Below are 16,466 nucleotides of genomic sequence, written 5' to 3' on the forward strand. Positions count from 1 at the left end.
ATCTTAGTCATTGTAGACAGATAAGTCCGGAGACAATAAATGCAATCATTAATAGTAGTTACGATAACTGCTATCTTTGCTGCATCATTGTCACAAAGAAAATAGAACCACATGAGCTACCGATAAGTAACCTGTCGTTATTATTTCCAAGTGCCACGACAATATAATAAAAGCCGCTCACTGACCAACCAACACCCATTATATTCGATGGTTTGGGCGCTATTGTCAAGGAAAACTTCTAACGCCCACCCCTAACTATTGGTTATTAAATAGTATGCATTCATAATAGTTCTTTGCTAGAATCAAATGCTACTGTACTGGCAAGGTTATCAACAGACCGATACGATGTTTTTATATGACTGCGCATGTTTTTATTATTATTTGAAAGGATTGCCATTATGCCATATGCGCCTACTACATATGCGCCTACCATAAGTACCGCTACTAAGCTGCTGGTTACGCTTAGCACCACCTGTATGCTGGCACTAACTATGAATGCCAGTCATGCCATCCAGGTGTATAAATCTATCGGCAGCCATAGTGAAGTTAAATACAGTCAGCATGCGCCGAAAAATGGTAAAAACATTGAAGTCATTGAGTTTCGTAGTGATGGCAGACAAACCAATACCGGCCAACTGGCGGGCAAAACTGAAACCAACCAAAATAATAACACCCAAAATGCAGAGGATCAGCGCGTTGCACAATTAGAGGCGCGTATTAGAGATCAAGAGGCAAATGCGAATGCTCAGCGCTGTCAATCATTACGTAATAACTTAACCAACCTCAACGTGGGTGGCCGTATTTATGAAATGGACGCTAGCGGTAAGCGCCAGTATTTAGATGGCCGTGAAATTGAGCTAAAGCGTGAACGGGTTCAACAAGCAATCAGTCAATACTGTAACGGCTCGACCACCTAGTTTTAAGGCTATTTTATCGATAATATAGTTAAAATACCTTAAAAACGCGACGGTACTGCTGGTATACGCTTTTTGCAGCCTCTGTCTGCGTAGGCACAGCAAACAAGAACAACTTATGCCAGCAGTAGGTTATGTATCGATATTACTTTTCATTGACTATAGGTTAGGATTAATCAGTCAATGAATGATCAGTAATTGCATCACATGGCGGATGGCCGCAGGCATATCCTGTGCCTGTAGACCTCGCTGTCCAATCAATAACGATGCATTGTTATCACTATTCACCAGCCTATCTCCTGCCAGCCCATGAATAAGAACGGCTTGATGTAAACTGTGTAATTCACCCTCTAAATCTTGTTGGGCTAATAAACCGGCGGTCACTCCAGATAATATATCCCCCATACCCGCCGTTGCCATACCCGCGTTACCGGTGCCACAGACATATACTTTGTGTTGCTCTAATACCGGCTCTAATACCGGCTCTAATACTAAGGAACCTACCCCTTTGAGTACCCAAGCACCGCCATAAATCGCCGCACACTGTTTTATTGCAGCTAATCTATCGCTTTCTACGTCACTTACCTCTCTATCAAGCAGTTTCGCTGCTTCACCACTGTGTGGGGTCAAACAAACTGAGTATTCAGTACTGTACTGTCGCAGCTGTGCTACTAGTTCATGGTTATCGACATGCAATGAGGCTAAATGATAAAGACCATCGGCGTCTATTACTATAGGCTTGCCCTGTGCGATTGCAGCTTGGATATAAGTTATAAATAAATGTTGTGCTTTTTTATCACGACCGAGCCCCATGCCAATAGCCACCACCCTAGCATCTGCAATTAAGCGTTTGACCCCATCCTCATCATGCAAGCTGATAGTCATCGCATCTGGTAGCGAGGTTAATAACGCGCCGTGAAAGGCTTCATGGCAAGCGACAGTGATTTTACCCGCTCCGGTCGCCATCGCGCTGGAAGCTGCTAATATTGCCGCCCCGCCCATACCTTGTGAGCCATCAACTCGATTGCCACCGATTATTAGTACCTGACCATAGCTGCCTTTATAGCTGTTTTGTCGGCGTGCAGATAGGTCGTGTGCGGTATTAAGCAAAGTCGCGACTGGCGTCAATGCTTGATCAGTCGTTTGATAAGGTATCAGCGGTATATCAAGCACTTCTCCGCTATAATCGTTACCGTCTTTAGTATGAAGACCAAATTTACGAGCAATCAGACATAAGGTCACATCAGCCTGTATCGCTATGCGCTCAAATACTTGACCCGTGGATGCCACCAGACCACTCGGAATGTCAACGGCCACCACCAAAGACTCAGTGGCAGTAGCGTGCTTAGCAGCCCAGTTAAAGCTAGTGATTGCTTGCTTGTAGACTCCTGTGGGTATGCGGTCCAATCCAATACCAAACAGCGCGTCGACATACACATTAACAAAGGGAATATCTATAAAAGGAGCTTCACATGGTCGAGCGTTATTATCTGTATGACTTTGAGTAGTATTAATTTGGCTATACACGCTATCTTCAAAATATTGATAATGGCAGTTAATAGACAACGCCAGTTGTTTTGCCTTGATCGCATCAGCTATAGAGGCTTGTTCACCTTTATTGTTAGCAGCCTTATTATTAGTCTTATTATCACTGACCTTAACTTTATTGCTTTTATCACCACCAACGACTATGACTTGTACCTGCCAGCCCGCTTGCTGTAAATAATAAGCAATCAGCCAGCCGTCTCCACCATTATTACCTTGTCCCACCCAAATACTAGCTCGTTGCTGACGACTATCACGCGGGTAACTCGGACTCATGCCTGCTGAACGAGAGGCAGAAGACTTTAGAGCACTCAGCTGTTTGATATGCTGTGCCATCTGCCAAGCCGCTTGGTGCATCAATCCAAAACTATCATGACCTTGTGCAAACCATGCCTGCTCTATCGTATAAAGTTGCTGGCTGTTATATAACGCAATAGGCATCGTTGTCTGTGGCGAGAGTAAAGTCGCTTGCATTGACATAGCTGATCCTCAATTATTATCCTAATAATTTATGACTTAATTTCTATCAACCTGAACGGTATTAACTCATACAAGCTTAGCAAAAGCGTCCTTATCCTTATGTATTACTCTTATATATCAATACTCATGCAGATTTATGCATCTTTGCCCTTGCGCTCTTCGCTAACTGGCTTATCATAACGGTATTCACGCTATCATTTATCATTATTTATGAATACAAAATCTCAAATGGTTCTGCCATCTAAAAAATCCACACAGCCATCAGCAGGCAGTAGTGAGGCGCAAGATAATATCACGGTCAATAACCTAACGAGCTTTGCGACGACAGCCGAAGTAAAACAATGGATTAAAACTCAGGCACAAGCTTTGGGATTTGCTGATTGTGGTTTTTTGTCGGTGCACCATCCGTTATTTATTGCACAAATGGAACAGCTACAACGTTGGCTGGCTAAGGGTTATGAAGGCCAATTACAGTTCATGCATAATAACCACGATCTACGTGCACATCCTGAACAGCTGGTAGAAGGGGCAAAAACCATCATCAGTGTCCGCATGGATTATCTGACCCAAGCGCCAACACCACGAACGGTCGCCGATAATGCTCGGCCTAATCAGGGCATCATTGCCCGGTATGCCCGTGGGCGTGATTATCATAAAACCATGCGGGGTCGTCTAAAACAATTGGCACTAAAGATTGAAGGCATGCTGCCTGAGTGGCGGCATTTAGATATTGGCGCTGAGACTGAGTTTATTTTTCGACCGTTTAGCGACTCTGCTCCTATTTTTGAGCGTCCCATAGCCGATGCGGCTGGACTGGGTTGGACAGGCAAGCATACTTTATTACTTAATAAGCAAGCTGGCTCGTTCTTTGTGCTGGGCGAGCTGTTTATGAGTCTCGAATTGCCTGATGATGAGCCCGTTGAGGCCCACTGTGGCAGTTGTAGCGCCTGTATCGATATCTGCCCTACCCAAGCAATTGTCGCGCCCTACGAGCTCAATGCATCGGCCTGTATCTCTTATTTGACTATCGAGCACAAAGGGTCAATTGACACTAAGTACCGCCGTGCCATTGGCAATCGTGTCTTCGGCTGCGATGATTGTCAGCTAGTCTGTCCGTGGAACCGCTATGCCCAATTAACGCCAGTAGATGACTTTACCCCCAGGCATAAACTTGATAACAGTAGCTTAGTTGAATTGTGGCAATGGCAGGAGACAGAGTTTTTGCGATACACGGAAGGCAGCCCGCTCAGGCGCACAGGCTACGTTAACTTTTTACGCAATATCACTATTGGTTTGGGTAATGCTAATGCCAGTATAGATATCATCACGCAATTACAGTCTAAGTTGGGTGTTCACAGTGACATGCTAGATGAGCATATTGAGTGGGCAATTAACGAACAGCGTCATAAACTATCGCTACTTTAGATAGGATTTATATATTGATAAAAATATAGACAATAAGAAACGCCTTTTAACAATTAAAAGGCGTTTTTTGTACTTGGTATTCTAGTCTAAGAAGGAATAGCCAACAAAACTATAGATTACAGATTATAGATTATAGATTATAGATTATAGATTATAGATTAAAAATCTATGGCTTAGGAATACGCAATACTTGACCGGGGTATATTTTATCTGGATCGGCAAGCATGGGCTTGTTGGCTTCAAATATCTTCAAATAATCGCTAGATGAGCCATAAACGTCCTGAGCAATCTTGGACAAACTATCACCAGACTTGACCGTATACATCGTAGATTCAGGGGCATCTTCTTCAATGTCGATATTATCAATAACTTTTGCGACATTCTGTACGTTGCCGATAGCAATAATAGCCTTTTCGCGGTCAGCTTGAGTTTTAGCTGAGCCACTAATCTCTGCCGTATCTGTTGAACCGTTATATTTAACTTTTAAATTACTAATATTCAGATTTTGCTGCTGGATACGACGTAGAAGAAGGCTTGCTACCGACTGAGCAGAGGGCTCGCCACTGGGCTGCTGGCGTGTTAGCATCAGCGTTAGTTTCTACTTTAGCATCATGCTGGTCATCATCACGGTTAAAAATCTTGTCACCAATGTCTTTTGCGAAGCTAAACATTCCCCTATATAAACTCCTTGTTAAGTTGTTATTAATTATTAATCTTGTTATTTATATAAATGACAGTAATGGATTATAGAAAACATTGTTGTTGTCACCGATTATGAGTATAACAAAGGCCTTAGATTTGGATAGTTTTGCATCGTAAAAGTGTGTCGATTAATGTTAAATACACGTCACGTATGTAAGTAGTTTTTTGGATTTTTATATGATTATAAAATATTTAATTACATCCATAAAAAAACCGCCTACCTTTGCGGATAAGCGGTTCAAAGAACGAACTATAATGGGTAACGGTGGTTACTTATAGTTGAGCCTGTACGTAGTCAATTGCTTTTTGAACAGTGGTCAATTCTGCTGAATCTTCATCAGGAATAGTAATGCCAAAATCACTTTCAAATGACATGACCAATTCAACTAGGTCCAATGAATCCGCACCTAGGTCTTCCATAAATGAAGCATCATTGTTGATGTCTTCAACATTCATGCCCAATTGTTCAGCTACTGCGGCTTTTACTCTTAACTCGGTATCATTACTCATGTAGATCTCTCCTTGTTCATCTATTATTTTTGATAAATTGCTATAGCGCTGTTTTTCACGCCGACAGCATTTCATATAAGATGGTGATTATCAAATCAGCGTTGCCGATTCAGTACCCTATAACCTACTGTACGTTCTTATCTAATGTCTGATTAAGACTTGCTATCATACAGGTCTTTGACACAAAAGTATCCGCTATTGTAGCACCATTTATTAGAGTTTACACTCGTTCACGCAAATTTTTATTATCAATGTGTAACGTCTATTTTTCAGACTACATATACATGCCGCCATTGACTGGAATAACAGCTCCAGTGATATAGCTGGCCTCGTCACTTGCCAAAAACAGTACCGCAGCGGCGATGTCTTCTGGTTGGCCAAGACGGCTAATCGGTACAGCATCCAACATAGAATTGAGCAGGCGCTCGTCGAGCTCGTCAGTCATATCCGTTTCGATTAAGCCTGGAGCAACACAGTTGATGGTTACTTGCCGTGAACCAATTTCACGCGCAAGCGTACGACTGAAACCTTCGACCCCAGCTTTGGTAGCGGCGTAGTTAGATTGTCCAGCGTTACCCATCTGCGCAACGACAGAGCTGATATTGATAATACGGCCACGGCGCGCTTTCATCATACCTCGAACAGCGCGTTTGCTCATTCGGTACACTGATGACAGGTTAGTATCAACCACATTGTCCCAGTCATCATCTTTCATGCGCATCAACAAGCCATCTTGAGTGATACCGGCATTGTTCACTAGTACTTGTACCGCACCATACACACTTTCAATCTCTTCGAACAACTTATCGATCTGCGCACTATCACGGACATCTAACACTCGTCCAATGCCACCTGAATCATGCAAATAAGTGTCAATAAGTGCGGCACCTTTTTCTGTGGTTGCAGTACCAATAACAAAATGTCCTTCTTTAGCAAAGCGTTTGGCAACCGCTTTACCAATACCACGGCTTGCACCGGTAACTAAAGTAATCGTTCGGCTCATACTAAAATCTCCATAAGTTTATCTAGGCGAACAGGCTTGTCTACCGGATAACTGGCAATAGGCTGCGCTTGACGTTTGGCTAAATTGCTCAATACGTTGCCACTACCGCATTCAATTAAGACATTAATTTGTTTGTCCGCTAACTCCTGCATGGTCTGTGACCATAACACCGGCTCACTGAGCTGCTCAGTTAGAGCTTGCTTGATACCTTGAGCACTGGTCTCAACTCGAGCATTGCGATTTTGAATAACCGGAATATTGGCTTGGTTAAATGGTATTGCTGCTAAGGCTTCAGCTAGCGCACTGCTCGCCGGCTGCATCAACGCACAATGTGACGGCACGCTAACTTTTAGAGCAATGGCTTTTTTGCCAGTGTTCTGCACTTTATCGATTACCGCGTTAACACCAGCAGCGTTACCCGATACCACCACCTGTCCTGGACTATTAAAATTCGCCGCTCCGACGATGGCACCATCGACATGCTCAGTTGCCTGTTCGCATAGGGTTTCGACTCGATGATCTTCTAATCCTAATACCGCTGCCATAGCCGTATCAATACCTTCGACTGCCTGTTTCATCAATTGGCCACGCTTATGTACCAGTCTTACCGCATCGGCAAAAGGAATCACACCAGCGGCACAAAGAGCGCTATATTCGCCCAAAGAGTGACCGGCTAGATAACAAGGCGCTTTGTCCATTTTAGTTTGCAAAACACGCCAAATTGCGATGCTGGCCGTCAATAATGCCGGCTGAGTATACTGAGTTTGGTTGAGTCGGTTTTCATCTTGACAGATTGCCCACAAGTCTTCGCCCAGAGCGGCACTAGCTTCAGTAAAGGTGTCGTGAATTTGAGGATAAAATTCAGCCAGATCGGTAGTCATACCAACTACTTGCGAGCCCTGTCCAGGAAAAATGACTGCAATACGAGAGGGCTGTTTTTTTGTCATATCTGGTGCGGATGCCATAGACAATATTCCTTATATAATTGGAAATATCCCTAAAATAAATAAGGATGGTATTCTAAATTAGAGGCTATTTGGGGAATTTATTCTAAAATAATGTTTTAACGAACCATCAATCATAGCTGATTGTTAGCGAACTATACACTGCTGGATACTATTATCATAGCTACTGAGCAGGCTGACCTTGGGTAACAAAGCGCTACTTCTGCTGTAACTAAGTTTTGTGGCTATAGCACGCTGTATATAATTGCCATGCATCGTAAACAAAATGTTCAGCAGATAACGCATAACAAAAAGCCAAATTATCCAGCCATCTAATAGTTGATGGCGAAATAACTTGGCTTTTATTAGCTCAATGTTTATTGCTTAATAATAGTTGTACTTGAATATCGTAGCTACTACGGCCGCTATTGTATTCTTGCATCAACTATTATATAGCCAATAACTTAAGCGTCTTGACTGACTTTGAACAGCTGACGACCACGATAGAAACCATCTTTGGTCATATGATGACGCTGATGTTTTTCACCAGTGGTGGCGTCTACGCTGAGTTCAGCGACAGTCATACGGTGATGTGAACGGCGCATGTCACGACGTGAACGGCTTTTGCGGCTTTTTTGAACGGCCATGATATAGCTCCTATACTTAAAGGGATAAGCTTGAAATTCAGCTTTAATCGATACTGACAGAGGCTATGTAATCACAACAACCTAAGTCTTAAGCATCATTAATAAAGGGTTTGCCACGTGCATTGAGAGGCTAACTAAGTCTAAAATCTATGGATAATTCGCTCAGTTAGTTTCTGTCTACCAACAGCACGTTGCTAGAAAGCAATAAACGGGATATTATACGCATGTTTAACCGATTAATAAAGCCCTGCCTTGCGCTGTTATGTATAAAAATACTAAAAGGCGAGACAGCTAGGTTAATGCAAGATAATTAAGCGCGGTGATTAAGGGTTTGGCTTATAGTTTACCTTTTAATGCAGCCAGTGCTGCAAAGGGGTTTTCTGTTTCCTCTTCAGGTATATCTCCCACTTGCTCAACAGCCATCTCACAGTCATCATGCTTTGCTGCCATTGGAATTTTGAGCAGTATTTCATCTTCAACTAAATTCTTAAGTAGCAATAAACGCTCAGGTGTCTGATCGCTAATCACCTCATTTAATAACAAGTAGTCTTGTTCCTCATTTACTATACGTACTTGGCTTTCATCATCTAATAACGCAATATCACAATCATCTGTGATATCAATTGCCACCGGTTGCAAACAGCGTTGACAGTTTAGCCATACCTCACCAGTCGTTTTAAAAGCAAGGTGCAAAACATTACTACGACGATATAATTTAGCGTCTATTTGTAATTTTGGTTGCTCGTGCTCTGTGGTTAATTGCGCAGCCAGACGCGAAAAAGTCGTCGGCACTACTTCGCCTTGCCACTCAAAACCGCTATCAGCCCACTTATCTAAAGAAATATGTTCAGGCATATCTACTAAGATAGACGCTTGAGTAGCACCGGTGTGAACTGCTGATGGTTTGTTCGCTGGAGTACTTGACATGCGCGGCCTCATTAGTCAAAAACGGTGTATAATATTGCCTGCCATACTAACCGAAAGCTCAAGACGACGCTAGCGCTAGTATGTTACGATTTTTGACATTTGACGCGATAATAGCTTAGCGGGCAAGGTCGAAAATACGTTTTTTACTATCTGACCCTTCATTCGGCTAATTATTTACTTATGATCTCTCACACCGCCAATCCTGATTTTTCCACCTTGTTAAACACTGTTGACGCCGAGGTCTTATTGCAACATTTGGTAGCGTTAGAAAATGAGATAGCAGACGCTAGTGGCCCAATACAAACTCACATAGATGAGCATTTGAGCTATCTGGCACGGCAATCGCTGTGCAATATTGAGGCGCTCGATAGAAAAGAAAATAGTGATGCTAGTATTGGTACTAGTGTTAGTGATGATACGGGTATTCTAAATAACTATGACGAACAGTTAGCTACTAGCAGCTTAATGACCCTGTTTGATAGGCTGTTTGCTAGCCAACAAGTAAAATTAGTTCGCAGTGGTAGTGAGCCTGAGTATATCCCTGCTGATAACACCAATCCTGCGCGTATTGAATTTGCTCATGGTTTTTTTGCTAGTGCTTTGCATGAAGTCAGTCACTGGTGTATTGCCGGCGAAAAGCGTAGGCAACTGCCAGACTTTGGCTATTGGTATGCACCAGATGGACGCTCAGCAGCACAACAGCACGCATTTGAGTGCCTAGAAATAAAGCCCCAGGCCTTAGAGTGTTTATTTACTCTTGCCTGTAGACGGCCTTTTCAAGTCTCACAAGACAACCTGTTTGCCGATTTTGATACTAGCGCTAGCACCTTTACTGCTGATGTTTATCGACAGGCTGCCCAATATCTTGCCGCACCAAAAAACCTACCTCGTGATGCGAAAACATTACTGCGAGCATTATTAACGATCTGTATTATCAAATAGCTTAAATTACTAACCGCGCTTTGCGTTATCTATTGTATTAGATATCAGCTGTTTTATTTGCCCGTCACCTACCAGACATGCTATCAAACAAGCTGTTAAACAAGTACCTACAACTGGTAACGCCTTACCTCTATAATCCATATTTGCTTTGGTACTATACTAATGATGTAACTGATATAATTTATCTAAACGTAAGAGAAGATAATACATACTTACATCAGACGCACCGAATCAATAGTGACGTCCAATTAATCAGCATATTAATAATCATAACGACACAAAGCCAAAACTATAAGACCTGTAATATTATTAAATAGGAGCTCTCATGCAAATATTCTATATTCATCCTGACAACCCACAACCACGCCTGATTGAGCAAGCTGCTGACTTACTACGCGCTGATCAATTGCTGATCTACCCTACTGATACCAGCTATGCTTTTGGTTGCCGACTAGGGGCTAAAGATGCACTTGATAAGCTTAAGCAAATTCGCGAACTCGACGATAAGCATCAATTTACTCTACTGTGCCGTGATTTAAGTGAGATTGCCACTTATGCGGCAGTAGATAATGTGCAATTTAAGCAACTTAAGGCTCATACGCCAGCGCCGATTACTTTTATTTTAAACGCCACTAAAGATGTACCTAAAAAACTGGCGCATGCTAAGAAAAAAACAATTGGTATTCGTGTTCCTAGCAATCCTATCGCTCAAGCATTGCTAACAGCAATGGGTGAGCCCATCTTGACCAGTTCATTGATATTACCTACCCATGACCATGTTTTGGATGATCCTTTCGATATCGAGGACTTATTAGGCAATCAGATAGACGGCCTAATCAACGCTGGTATAAAAACGACTAAGCTCACTACCATCGTAGATATGACCAGCGGCCAACCTGAAATCATTAGACAAGGTGCCGCCGACGTCAGCTCGCTATTATTATGAATAAGCGGTGGTTATAAGAAATAAATAAGCGCTAATAAACATTTAAAAATATCAACGCAAAAAAAAGCCCCATATTATTGGGGCTTTTTTATAAAATATACAGATAGCGTATAGATTTAGTCGCGATCAACTAATTCTACATAGGCCATTGGTGCATTGTCACCATCACGATTACCGCATTTTACGATACGCAGATAACCACCTGGACGCGTTTGGTAACGAGGACCTAACGTGCCAAATAGTTTGCCTACCATAGCTTTGCTACGCATACGGCTGAATGCTAGACGACGATTAGCGACGCTATCGTCTTTTGCCATAGTGATTAATGGCTCAGCAACGCGGCGTAATTCTTTAGCTTTTGGTAATGTTGTTTTAATCAGTTCATGCTCAAATAACGAGTTGGTCATGTTCTGGAACATTGCTTTGCGATGACTGCCGGTACGACCCAGCTTGACTCCACTCTTACGATGGCGCATGGTCAAATATCCTTAAAGTTTAACGGCTACGATAAGAGAAACGATCATCAACACGTAAGTCAGCGGGTGGCCAGTTATCTAGGCGCATACCGAGCTCTAAATCTTTAGACGCTAGTACGTCTTTGATTTCCGTTAATGATTTCTTACCAAGATTTGGGGTTTTAAGTAGTTCAGTCTCTGAACGCTGGACCAAATCACCGATATAGTAAATGTTTTCAGCTTTCAAGCAGTTGGCTGAGCGAACCGTTAGTTCAAGGTCGTCCACAGGGCGTAATAGCACTGGATCAACCTCTTCTTTTTCTTTCACAGGCTCAGGCGCTTCTTCAGCTTCTAAGTCAACAAAGATAGAAATCTGTTGTTGCAAGATAGTTGCTGCTTTACGAATTGCTTCTTCTGGATCAATAGTGCCATTAGTTTCAAGCTCGACGATAAGACGGTCAAGATCGGTACGTTGTTCTACACGTGCGTTCTCAACCTGATAAGCGACTCGCAGCACTGGGCTAAAGCTTGCATCAAGCTTTAAACGACCAATTGCTTTGGTATCGCCATCTTCACGGCGCTGATTTGCTGGCTCATATCCACGACCCATGACTACGCGCAGACGCATCTTAAGATGACCACGGTCGCTTAATGTACCCAATACCAATTCTGGATTGATAATATCGACATTATGCGGCAGGGCAATATCTGCAGCAGTAATGGTGCCTGGACCTTGTTTATCCAAGGTCAAAAATACTTCATTTTGGTCATGAAGAGTAATGGCCAAGCCTTTTAAGTTCAAAAGAAGGTCAAGTACGTCTTCTTGCAAGCCTTCAAGCGTTGAGTATTCATGGTCAACACCATCAATCTCAGCTTCAATGACAGCAGCGCCAGGTAATGAAGATAACAAGATACGACGTAAGGCATTCCCTAGGGTATGCCCAAAGCCGCGTTCTAACGGTTCGAGCGTGACTTTCGCAATCGTTTCATTAACCGTGTCCACGTTAATGGCATTCGGCGTTAGAAACTCAGTTGCATTTAGCATCATGATGTCACCTCGATTTATTTAACTGGTTTAATTAACGTTACTTATGTTTACTGGAATTATTTACTGACATCAACATTCATTGATGTCAGTATTAACATCAGTCGCAACGTCAGTTATTTAGAGTATAGCTCAACGATCAAGCTTTCGTTGATTTCAGCAGGTAGATCAATACGATCAGGCGCTTTTTTGAACGTGCCTTGTAATTTGCTGTGATCAACATCTAGCCATTCTGGGATACCACGTTGGGTAGCCAGTTCAATCGCGTTTTTAATACGCAATTGTTCGCGAGATTTCTCTTGGATAGCGATGACATCACCATCTTGCAGCTGAATTGAAGGAATGTTCACACGAACAAACTCATCACGACCGGCTTTTTTTACCATCACTGTGCGATGGCTGACTAGCTGACGTGCTTCGGCGCGAGTTGAGCCAAAGCCCATGCGATAAACCACATTATCTAGACGACTTTCTAGCATGGCTAACAAGTTTTCACCAGTAGCACCGCGCTTACGAGCCGCTTCTTTATAATAGTTTGCAAACTGACGCTCTAACACACCATAGATACGTTTAACTTTTTGTTTTTCACGTAACTGTAATGCATATTCCGAGGTTTTATTACGGCTGACGCCGTGTTGACCAGGCGGACGGCCAGCTTTTTTCGTTTTCACATCGTAAGGTTTAACGCCAGACTTAAGACCTAAGTCTGTCCCTTCACGACGTGATAATTTAAGTTTTGGTCCAATATAGCGGGCCATATTCATGTCTCCTGTAAGCTTTTTTAATAAAAAGCTTCGTCTTTAATATTAGACGCGGCGCTTTTTCGGCGCACGGCAACCATTGTGTGGGATTGGGGTTACATCAGAAATACTGTTAACTTTATAACCCAATGCACCTAGTGCTCTTACCGCAGACTCACGACCCGGTCCTGGTCCTTTGACCAAAACATCGATATTCTTAACACCATATTCTTGAGCCGCTTTACCAGCGACTTCAGCTGCAACCTGAGCTGCAAATGGTGTAGATTTACGTGAACCACGGAAGCCTTGTCCACCTGAAGTGGCCCAAGCCAATGCATTACCTTGACGATCGGTAATCGTAACAATGGTGTTATTAAAAGACGCATGGATATGGGCGACGCCCTCCGATACTGAACGACGAGCCACTTTCTTGCGACTACGAGTGTCTTTTGCCATCTTTTAGCTTCCTAAGTTAATTATCTTTTAATTGCTCTACGTGGACCCTTACGAGTACGCGCATTCGTTTTCGTACGTTGGCCATTTACAGGCAAGTTACGACGATGACGAATACCACGGTAGCAGCCTAGATCAACCAAACGCTTGATATTCATTGATACTTCGCGACGAAGATCACCTTCAGTCGTAAAATTTGTAATCTGTGCACGGATAGCGTCTAACTGTGAATCATCTAACTGACTGATTTTAGTGGTCGGTGCAATGCCAACTGCTTCTAAAATTTTCTTAGCAGTGGTACGACCTACACCAAAAATGTAAGTTAGCGAAATAACAGCATGCTTATTATCCGGAATGTTGACGCCGGCAATACGAGCCATCGATTTCTCCCCATTAAAGAAAAACAAGCATTATTCATTATAAATAGCGCATTGCTTTTCAGATTTATTGCTGTTGATACCTAGCCTTTCACAGTTATCACTATCGCACTAATCTGCTAGGCAGACTGGCCAAATAGCGTCAAGCTATAAAAGATATCGGTACAAACTACGGCAAGTGGCGGATGATATCGCATCCGCCGTTATTTTTCAAGTGTTAATTCAATTGGTAGCATAGGCACAATGCCGTATTCTACTTATTTGATTAACCTTGACGTTGTTTGTGGCGTGGTTCTGCTGTGCAAATAATATGCACACGGCCTTTACGGCGTACAACTTTACAGCTACCACAAATCTTCTTAACTGATGCTTGGACTTTCATCGCATGCTCCTTGAAATATCGCACCGCTTACTTAATACAAAGTATTTAAGGTTGCGTGGGCGACTGAATTAACGTCTGATCATGATATTGATGGGTCATCAAATGCGCTTGGATCTGCGAGATGAAGTCCATTACCACAACCACCATAATCAGTAATGATGTACCACCGAGTTGAAACGGTACACCAAATGACGACTGGACGACCATCGGCATTAAACAAATAACCGTCATATACATCGCGCCAATAAAGGTCAGTCGATTTAATACATGATCGAGATATCGTTGAGTTTGTTGTCCAGGACGAATACCTGGAATATACGCACCACTACGTTTAAGGTTTTCGGCAACTTCGCGCGGACTAAAGACCAATGCTGTATAAAAGTAGCAGAAGAAAATAATCATCGCACCAAACAGGACTAGATATAGCGGCTGTCCAGGAGACAATACCAAAGCCATATTTTGTAGTATCTTTTGCACAAAGGTGGGATCGGTTGATTGACCAACCCATTGCCCTAAACTTGCTGGAAATAACAACAATGAGCTGGCAAAAATAGCAGGGATAACCCCTGCCATATTAAGCTTCAGTGGCAAATGTGATTGCTGCTGAGCATAAATTTTACGACCTTGTTGTTGCTTTTGCGCATAGTTTACCGGCACACGACGTTGAGCACGTTCAATATAAACGATACCCGCGGTGACCGCGACTCCGAGCACTACAAAGATAAAGAGTACAATCAAGTTCATCTGCCCTTGATTGACCTGTTCGATAGATTGCGAAATCATACCTGGCGTACCGGCAACAATACTAGCAAAGATCAGCATTGAAATACCATTACCCACACCGCGTTCTGTAATCTGCTCACCAAGCCACATTAAGAACATAGCGCCAGCTACTAAAGAAGTAACCGCTGGGATATAAAAGGTAAGTCCGGACGACAGAGTTAGATTCTGGCTAATAAGGCCAGCGCACATTCCTAATGACTGTACCAACGCTAAAGCAAGTGTCCCTTGTCGGGTATACTTGTTAAGCTTACGTCGACCTGCTTCACCCTCTTTTTTGAGGGCTTCAAGCGACGGCAGTACCGCTGACATCATCTGTACAATAATCGACGCTGAAATATACGGCATGATGCCAAGCGCCATGATAGACATCCGCTCAAGCGCACCACCTGAGAACATATTAAACATGCTCAAGATGGTGTTTTCATTGCGAGAGAACAGGTCTGCCAAATTGACTGGATTAATACCGGGTACTGGAATGTGCGACCCTAAACGATAAACAATCAATGCGCCAATTAAGAACAGTAAACGCGTCCATAGCTCGTCATACTTACGTATAAACGCAAAAGGATTGAGCGGTATACCAGATGATGACATTGATTGTTTTGACACGTTGCTACTCCTCGATGCTACCACCAGCAGCTTCGATTGCTTGCTTGGCACCTTTAGTCACTTTTACACCTTGGAAGGTATAAGCTTTAGTGACGTCACCTGACAAGATAATACGGGCACGTTTCATATCGTGACGAATAAGGTTAGCCGCTTTAAGAGTAATAACGTTAACGATATCGCCTTCAACTTTATTCAGTTCAGACAAACGGACTTCTGCAGTCGTCATTGCCATTTTACTGGTAAAACCGAATTTTGGTAGACGGCGGAATAGTGGCATTTGACCACCTTCAAACCCTCTGCGAATACCAGAACCTGAACGTGACTTCTGACCTTTTACACCACGACCACCAGTTTTACCAAGGCCTGAGCCGATACCACGACCACGACGTTGGGCGGTTTTTTTCGCGCCAACACCTGGTGATAATTCATTTAATCTAAGTCCCATTACGCTTCCTCCACTTTTACCATGTAGTTAACGCGATTGACCATACCACGGTTTGAAGGAGTATCTTCAACTTCAACAGTATGATTAATACGGCGTAAACCCAATCCTTTCAAGCTCGCTTTGTGGCTCTTGAGGCGATGGGCACCTGATTTTAATTGAGTGACTTTCATTGTTTTCATCGTAACTCGCCTA

At 42.9% G+C, this 16,466-nt stretch carries 19 protein-coding genes and 1 pseudogene; 4 read left to right on the forward strand and 16 right to left on the reverse strand.

Annotation, left to right across the window (positions count from 1 at the left end; genetic code table 11):
- Positions 1 to 398 precede the first annotated feature (398 nt).
- The gene (locus RCH20_RS10350) at positions 399 to 917 is read left to right on the forward strand and encodes a DUF4124 domain-containing protein (protein ID WP_327193542.1); all 519 of its coding nucleotides are present in this window, start codon (positions 399 to 401) and stop codon (positions 915 to 917) included.
- A 177-nt stretch (positions 918 to 1,094) separates the two neighbouring features.
- Here the strand turns inward: RCH20_RS10350 and RCH20_RS10355 are convergent, their stop codons facing one another.
- Complete coding sequence (locus RCH20_RS10355; RefSeq protein ID WP_327193543.1) at positions 1,095 to 2,939, reverse strand: NAD(P)H-hydrate dehydratase; 1,845 nt, start codon at positions 2,937 to 2,939, stop codon at positions 1,095 to 1,097.
- 210 nt (positions 2,940 to 3,149) lie between these two features.
- Between RCH20_RS10355 and queG the strand changes: the two genes are divergently transcribed.
- Positions 3,150 to 4,364: a tRNA epoxyqueuosine(34) reductase QueG gene (gene queG, locus RCH20_RS10360; protein WP_327193544.1), complete on the forward strand. Its 1,215-nt coding sequence runs from the start codon at positions 3,150 to 3,152 to the stop codon at positions 4,362 to 4,364.
- Positions 4,365 to 4,530: 166 nt separating this feature from the next.
- On the opposite strand, the pseudogene lysM reads toward queG, so the two are convergent.
- The 6 genes and pseudogenes from lysM to RCH20_RS10390 form a co-directional block, all read right to left on the reverse strand.
- Positions 4,531 to 5,035 (reverse strand): annotated as a pseudogene (lysM, locus tag RCH20_RS10365) (peptidoglycan-binding protein LysM).
- 304 nt (positions 5,036 to 5,339) lie between these two features.
- Positions 5,340 to 5,576: an acyl carrier protein gene (gene acpP, locus RCH20_RS10370; RefSeq protein WP_025652201.1), complete on the reverse strand. Its 237-nt coding sequence runs from the start codon at positions 5,574 to 5,576 to the stop codon at positions 5,340 to 5,342.
- Positions 5,577 to 5,850: 274 nt separating this feature from the next.
- Complete coding sequence (fabG, locus tag RCH20_RS10375) at positions 5,851 to 6,579, reverse strand: 3-oxoacyl-ACP reductase FabG (protein ID WP_209958572.1); 729 nt, start codon at positions 6,577 to 6,579, stop codon at positions 5,851 to 5,853.
- On the reverse strand, positions 6,576 to 7,544 hold the full coding sequence (gene fabD / locus RCH20_RS10380) for an ACP S-malonyltransferase (RefSeq protein WP_327193545.1): 969 nt from the start codon (positions 7,542 to 7,544) through the stop codon (positions 6,576 to 6,578). Before fabD ends, fabG begins: the two co-directional genes overlap by 4 nt.
- 443 nt (positions 7,545 to 7,987) lie before the next feature.
- Positions 7,988 to 8,170, reverse strand: coding sequence for a 50S ribosomal protein L32 (gene rpmF / locus RCH20_RS10385; protein ID WP_209958576.1), 183 nt, complete (start codon positions 8,168 to 8,170; stop codon positions 7,988 to 7,990).
- 336 nt (positions 8,171 to 8,506) lie between these two features.
- Entirely contained in the window at positions 8,507 to 9,097 is a 591-nt protein-coding gene (locus RCH20_RS10390) for a YceD family protein (protein WP_327193546.1), read from the reverse strand.
- A gap of 180 nt (positions 9,098 to 9,277) precedes the next feature.
- On the opposite strand from RCH20_RS10390, the gene RCH20_RS10395 reads away from it, so the two are divergent.
- Together RCH20_RS10395 and RCH20_RS10400 are read left to right on the forward strand one after the other, a co-directional pair.
- Entirely contained in the window at positions 9,278 to 10,039 is a 762-nt protein-coding gene (locus RCH20_RS10395) for an elongation factor P hydroxylase (protein ID WP_327193547.1), read from the forward strand.
- A 325-nt stretch (positions 10,040 to 10,364) separates the two neighbouring features.
- A complete protein-coding gene (locus RCH20_RS10400; protein WP_209958582.1) occupies positions 10,365 to 10,985 on the forward strand; it encodes an L-threonylcarbamoyladenylate synthase in 621 nt (206 codons plus the stop codon).
- Between the two features lie 116 nt (positions 10,986 to 11,101).
- On the opposite strand, the gene rplQ is transcribed toward RCH20_RS10400, so the two are convergent.
- From rplQ to rpmD, 9 genes are all read right to left on the reverse strand, one after another.
- A complete protein-coding gene (gene rplQ / locus RCH20_RS10405) occupies positions 11,102 to 11,461 on the reverse strand; it encodes a 50S ribosomal protein L17 (protein WP_209958584.1) in 360 nt (119 codons plus the stop codon).
- A gap of 19 nt (positions 11,462 to 11,480) precedes the next feature.
- Positions 11,481 to 12,488: a DNA-directed RNA polymerase subunit alpha gene (locus RCH20_RS10410; RefSeq protein WP_087040762.1), complete on the reverse strand. Its 1,008-nt coding sequence runs from the start codon at positions 12,486 to 12,488 to the stop codon at positions 11,481 to 11,483.
- A gap of 113 nt (positions 12,489 to 12,601) precedes the next feature.
- Complete coding sequence (gene rpsD, locus RCH20_RS10415; RefSeq protein ID WP_058025563.1) at positions 12,602 to 13,243, reverse strand: 30S ribosomal protein S4; 642 nt, start codon at positions 13,241 to 13,243, stop codon at positions 12,602 to 12,604.
- Between the two features lie 48 nt (positions 13,244 to 13,291).
- Positions 13,292 to 13,681: a 30S ribosomal protein S11 gene (gene rpsK, locus RCH20_RS10420; protein WP_192518015.1), complete on the reverse strand. Its 390-nt coding sequence runs from the start codon at positions 13,679 to 13,681 to the stop codon at positions 13,292 to 13,294.
- 20 nt (positions 13,682 to 13,701) lie between these two features.
- Positions 13,702 to 14,058, reverse strand: coding sequence for a 30S ribosomal protein S13 (gene rpsM, locus RCH20_RS10425; RefSeq protein ID WP_209958586.1), 357 nt, complete (start codon positions 14,056 to 14,058; stop codon positions 13,702 to 13,704).
- 262 nt (positions 14,059 to 14,320) lie between these two features.
- Complete coding sequence (rpmJ, locus tag RCH20_RS10430) at positions 14,321 to 14,437, reverse strand: 50S ribosomal protein L36 (protein WP_010196721.1); 117 nt, start codon at positions 14,435 to 14,437, stop codon at positions 14,321 to 14,323.
- 45 nt (positions 14,438 to 14,482) lie between these two features.
- Positions 14,483 to 15,814, reverse strand: coding sequence for a preprotein translocase subunit SecY (gene secY / locus RCH20_RS10435; protein ID WP_209959234.1), 1,332 nt, complete (start codon positions 15,812 to 15,814; stop codon positions 14,483 to 14,485).
- A 19-nt stretch (positions 15,815 to 15,833) separates the two neighbouring features.
- Positions 15,834 to 16,274 carry a 50S ribosomal protein L15 gene (rplO, locus tag RCH20_RS10440; protein ID WP_209958588.1) on the reverse strand — a complete coding sequence of 147 codons (441 nt, stop codon included), beginning with the start codon at positions 16,272 to 16,274 and terminating at the stop codon, positions 15,834 to 15,836.
- Positions 16,274 to 16,453 (reverse strand): 50S ribosomal protein L30, encoded by a 180-nt coding sequence (rpmD, locus tag RCH20_RS10445; protein WP_209958590.1) that lies wholly within the window; start codon positions 16,451 to 16,453, stop codon positions 16,274 to 16,276. The genes rplO and rpmD overlap by 1 nt, the downstream gene beginning before the upstream one ends.
- Positions 16,454 to 16,466: the final 13 nt, after the last annotated feature.

This window comes from Psychrobacter sp. PL15 (assembly GCF_035984995.1).
Lineage (GTDB): Bacteria > Pseudomonadota > Gammaproteobacteria > Pseudomonadales > Moraxellaceae > Psychrobacter.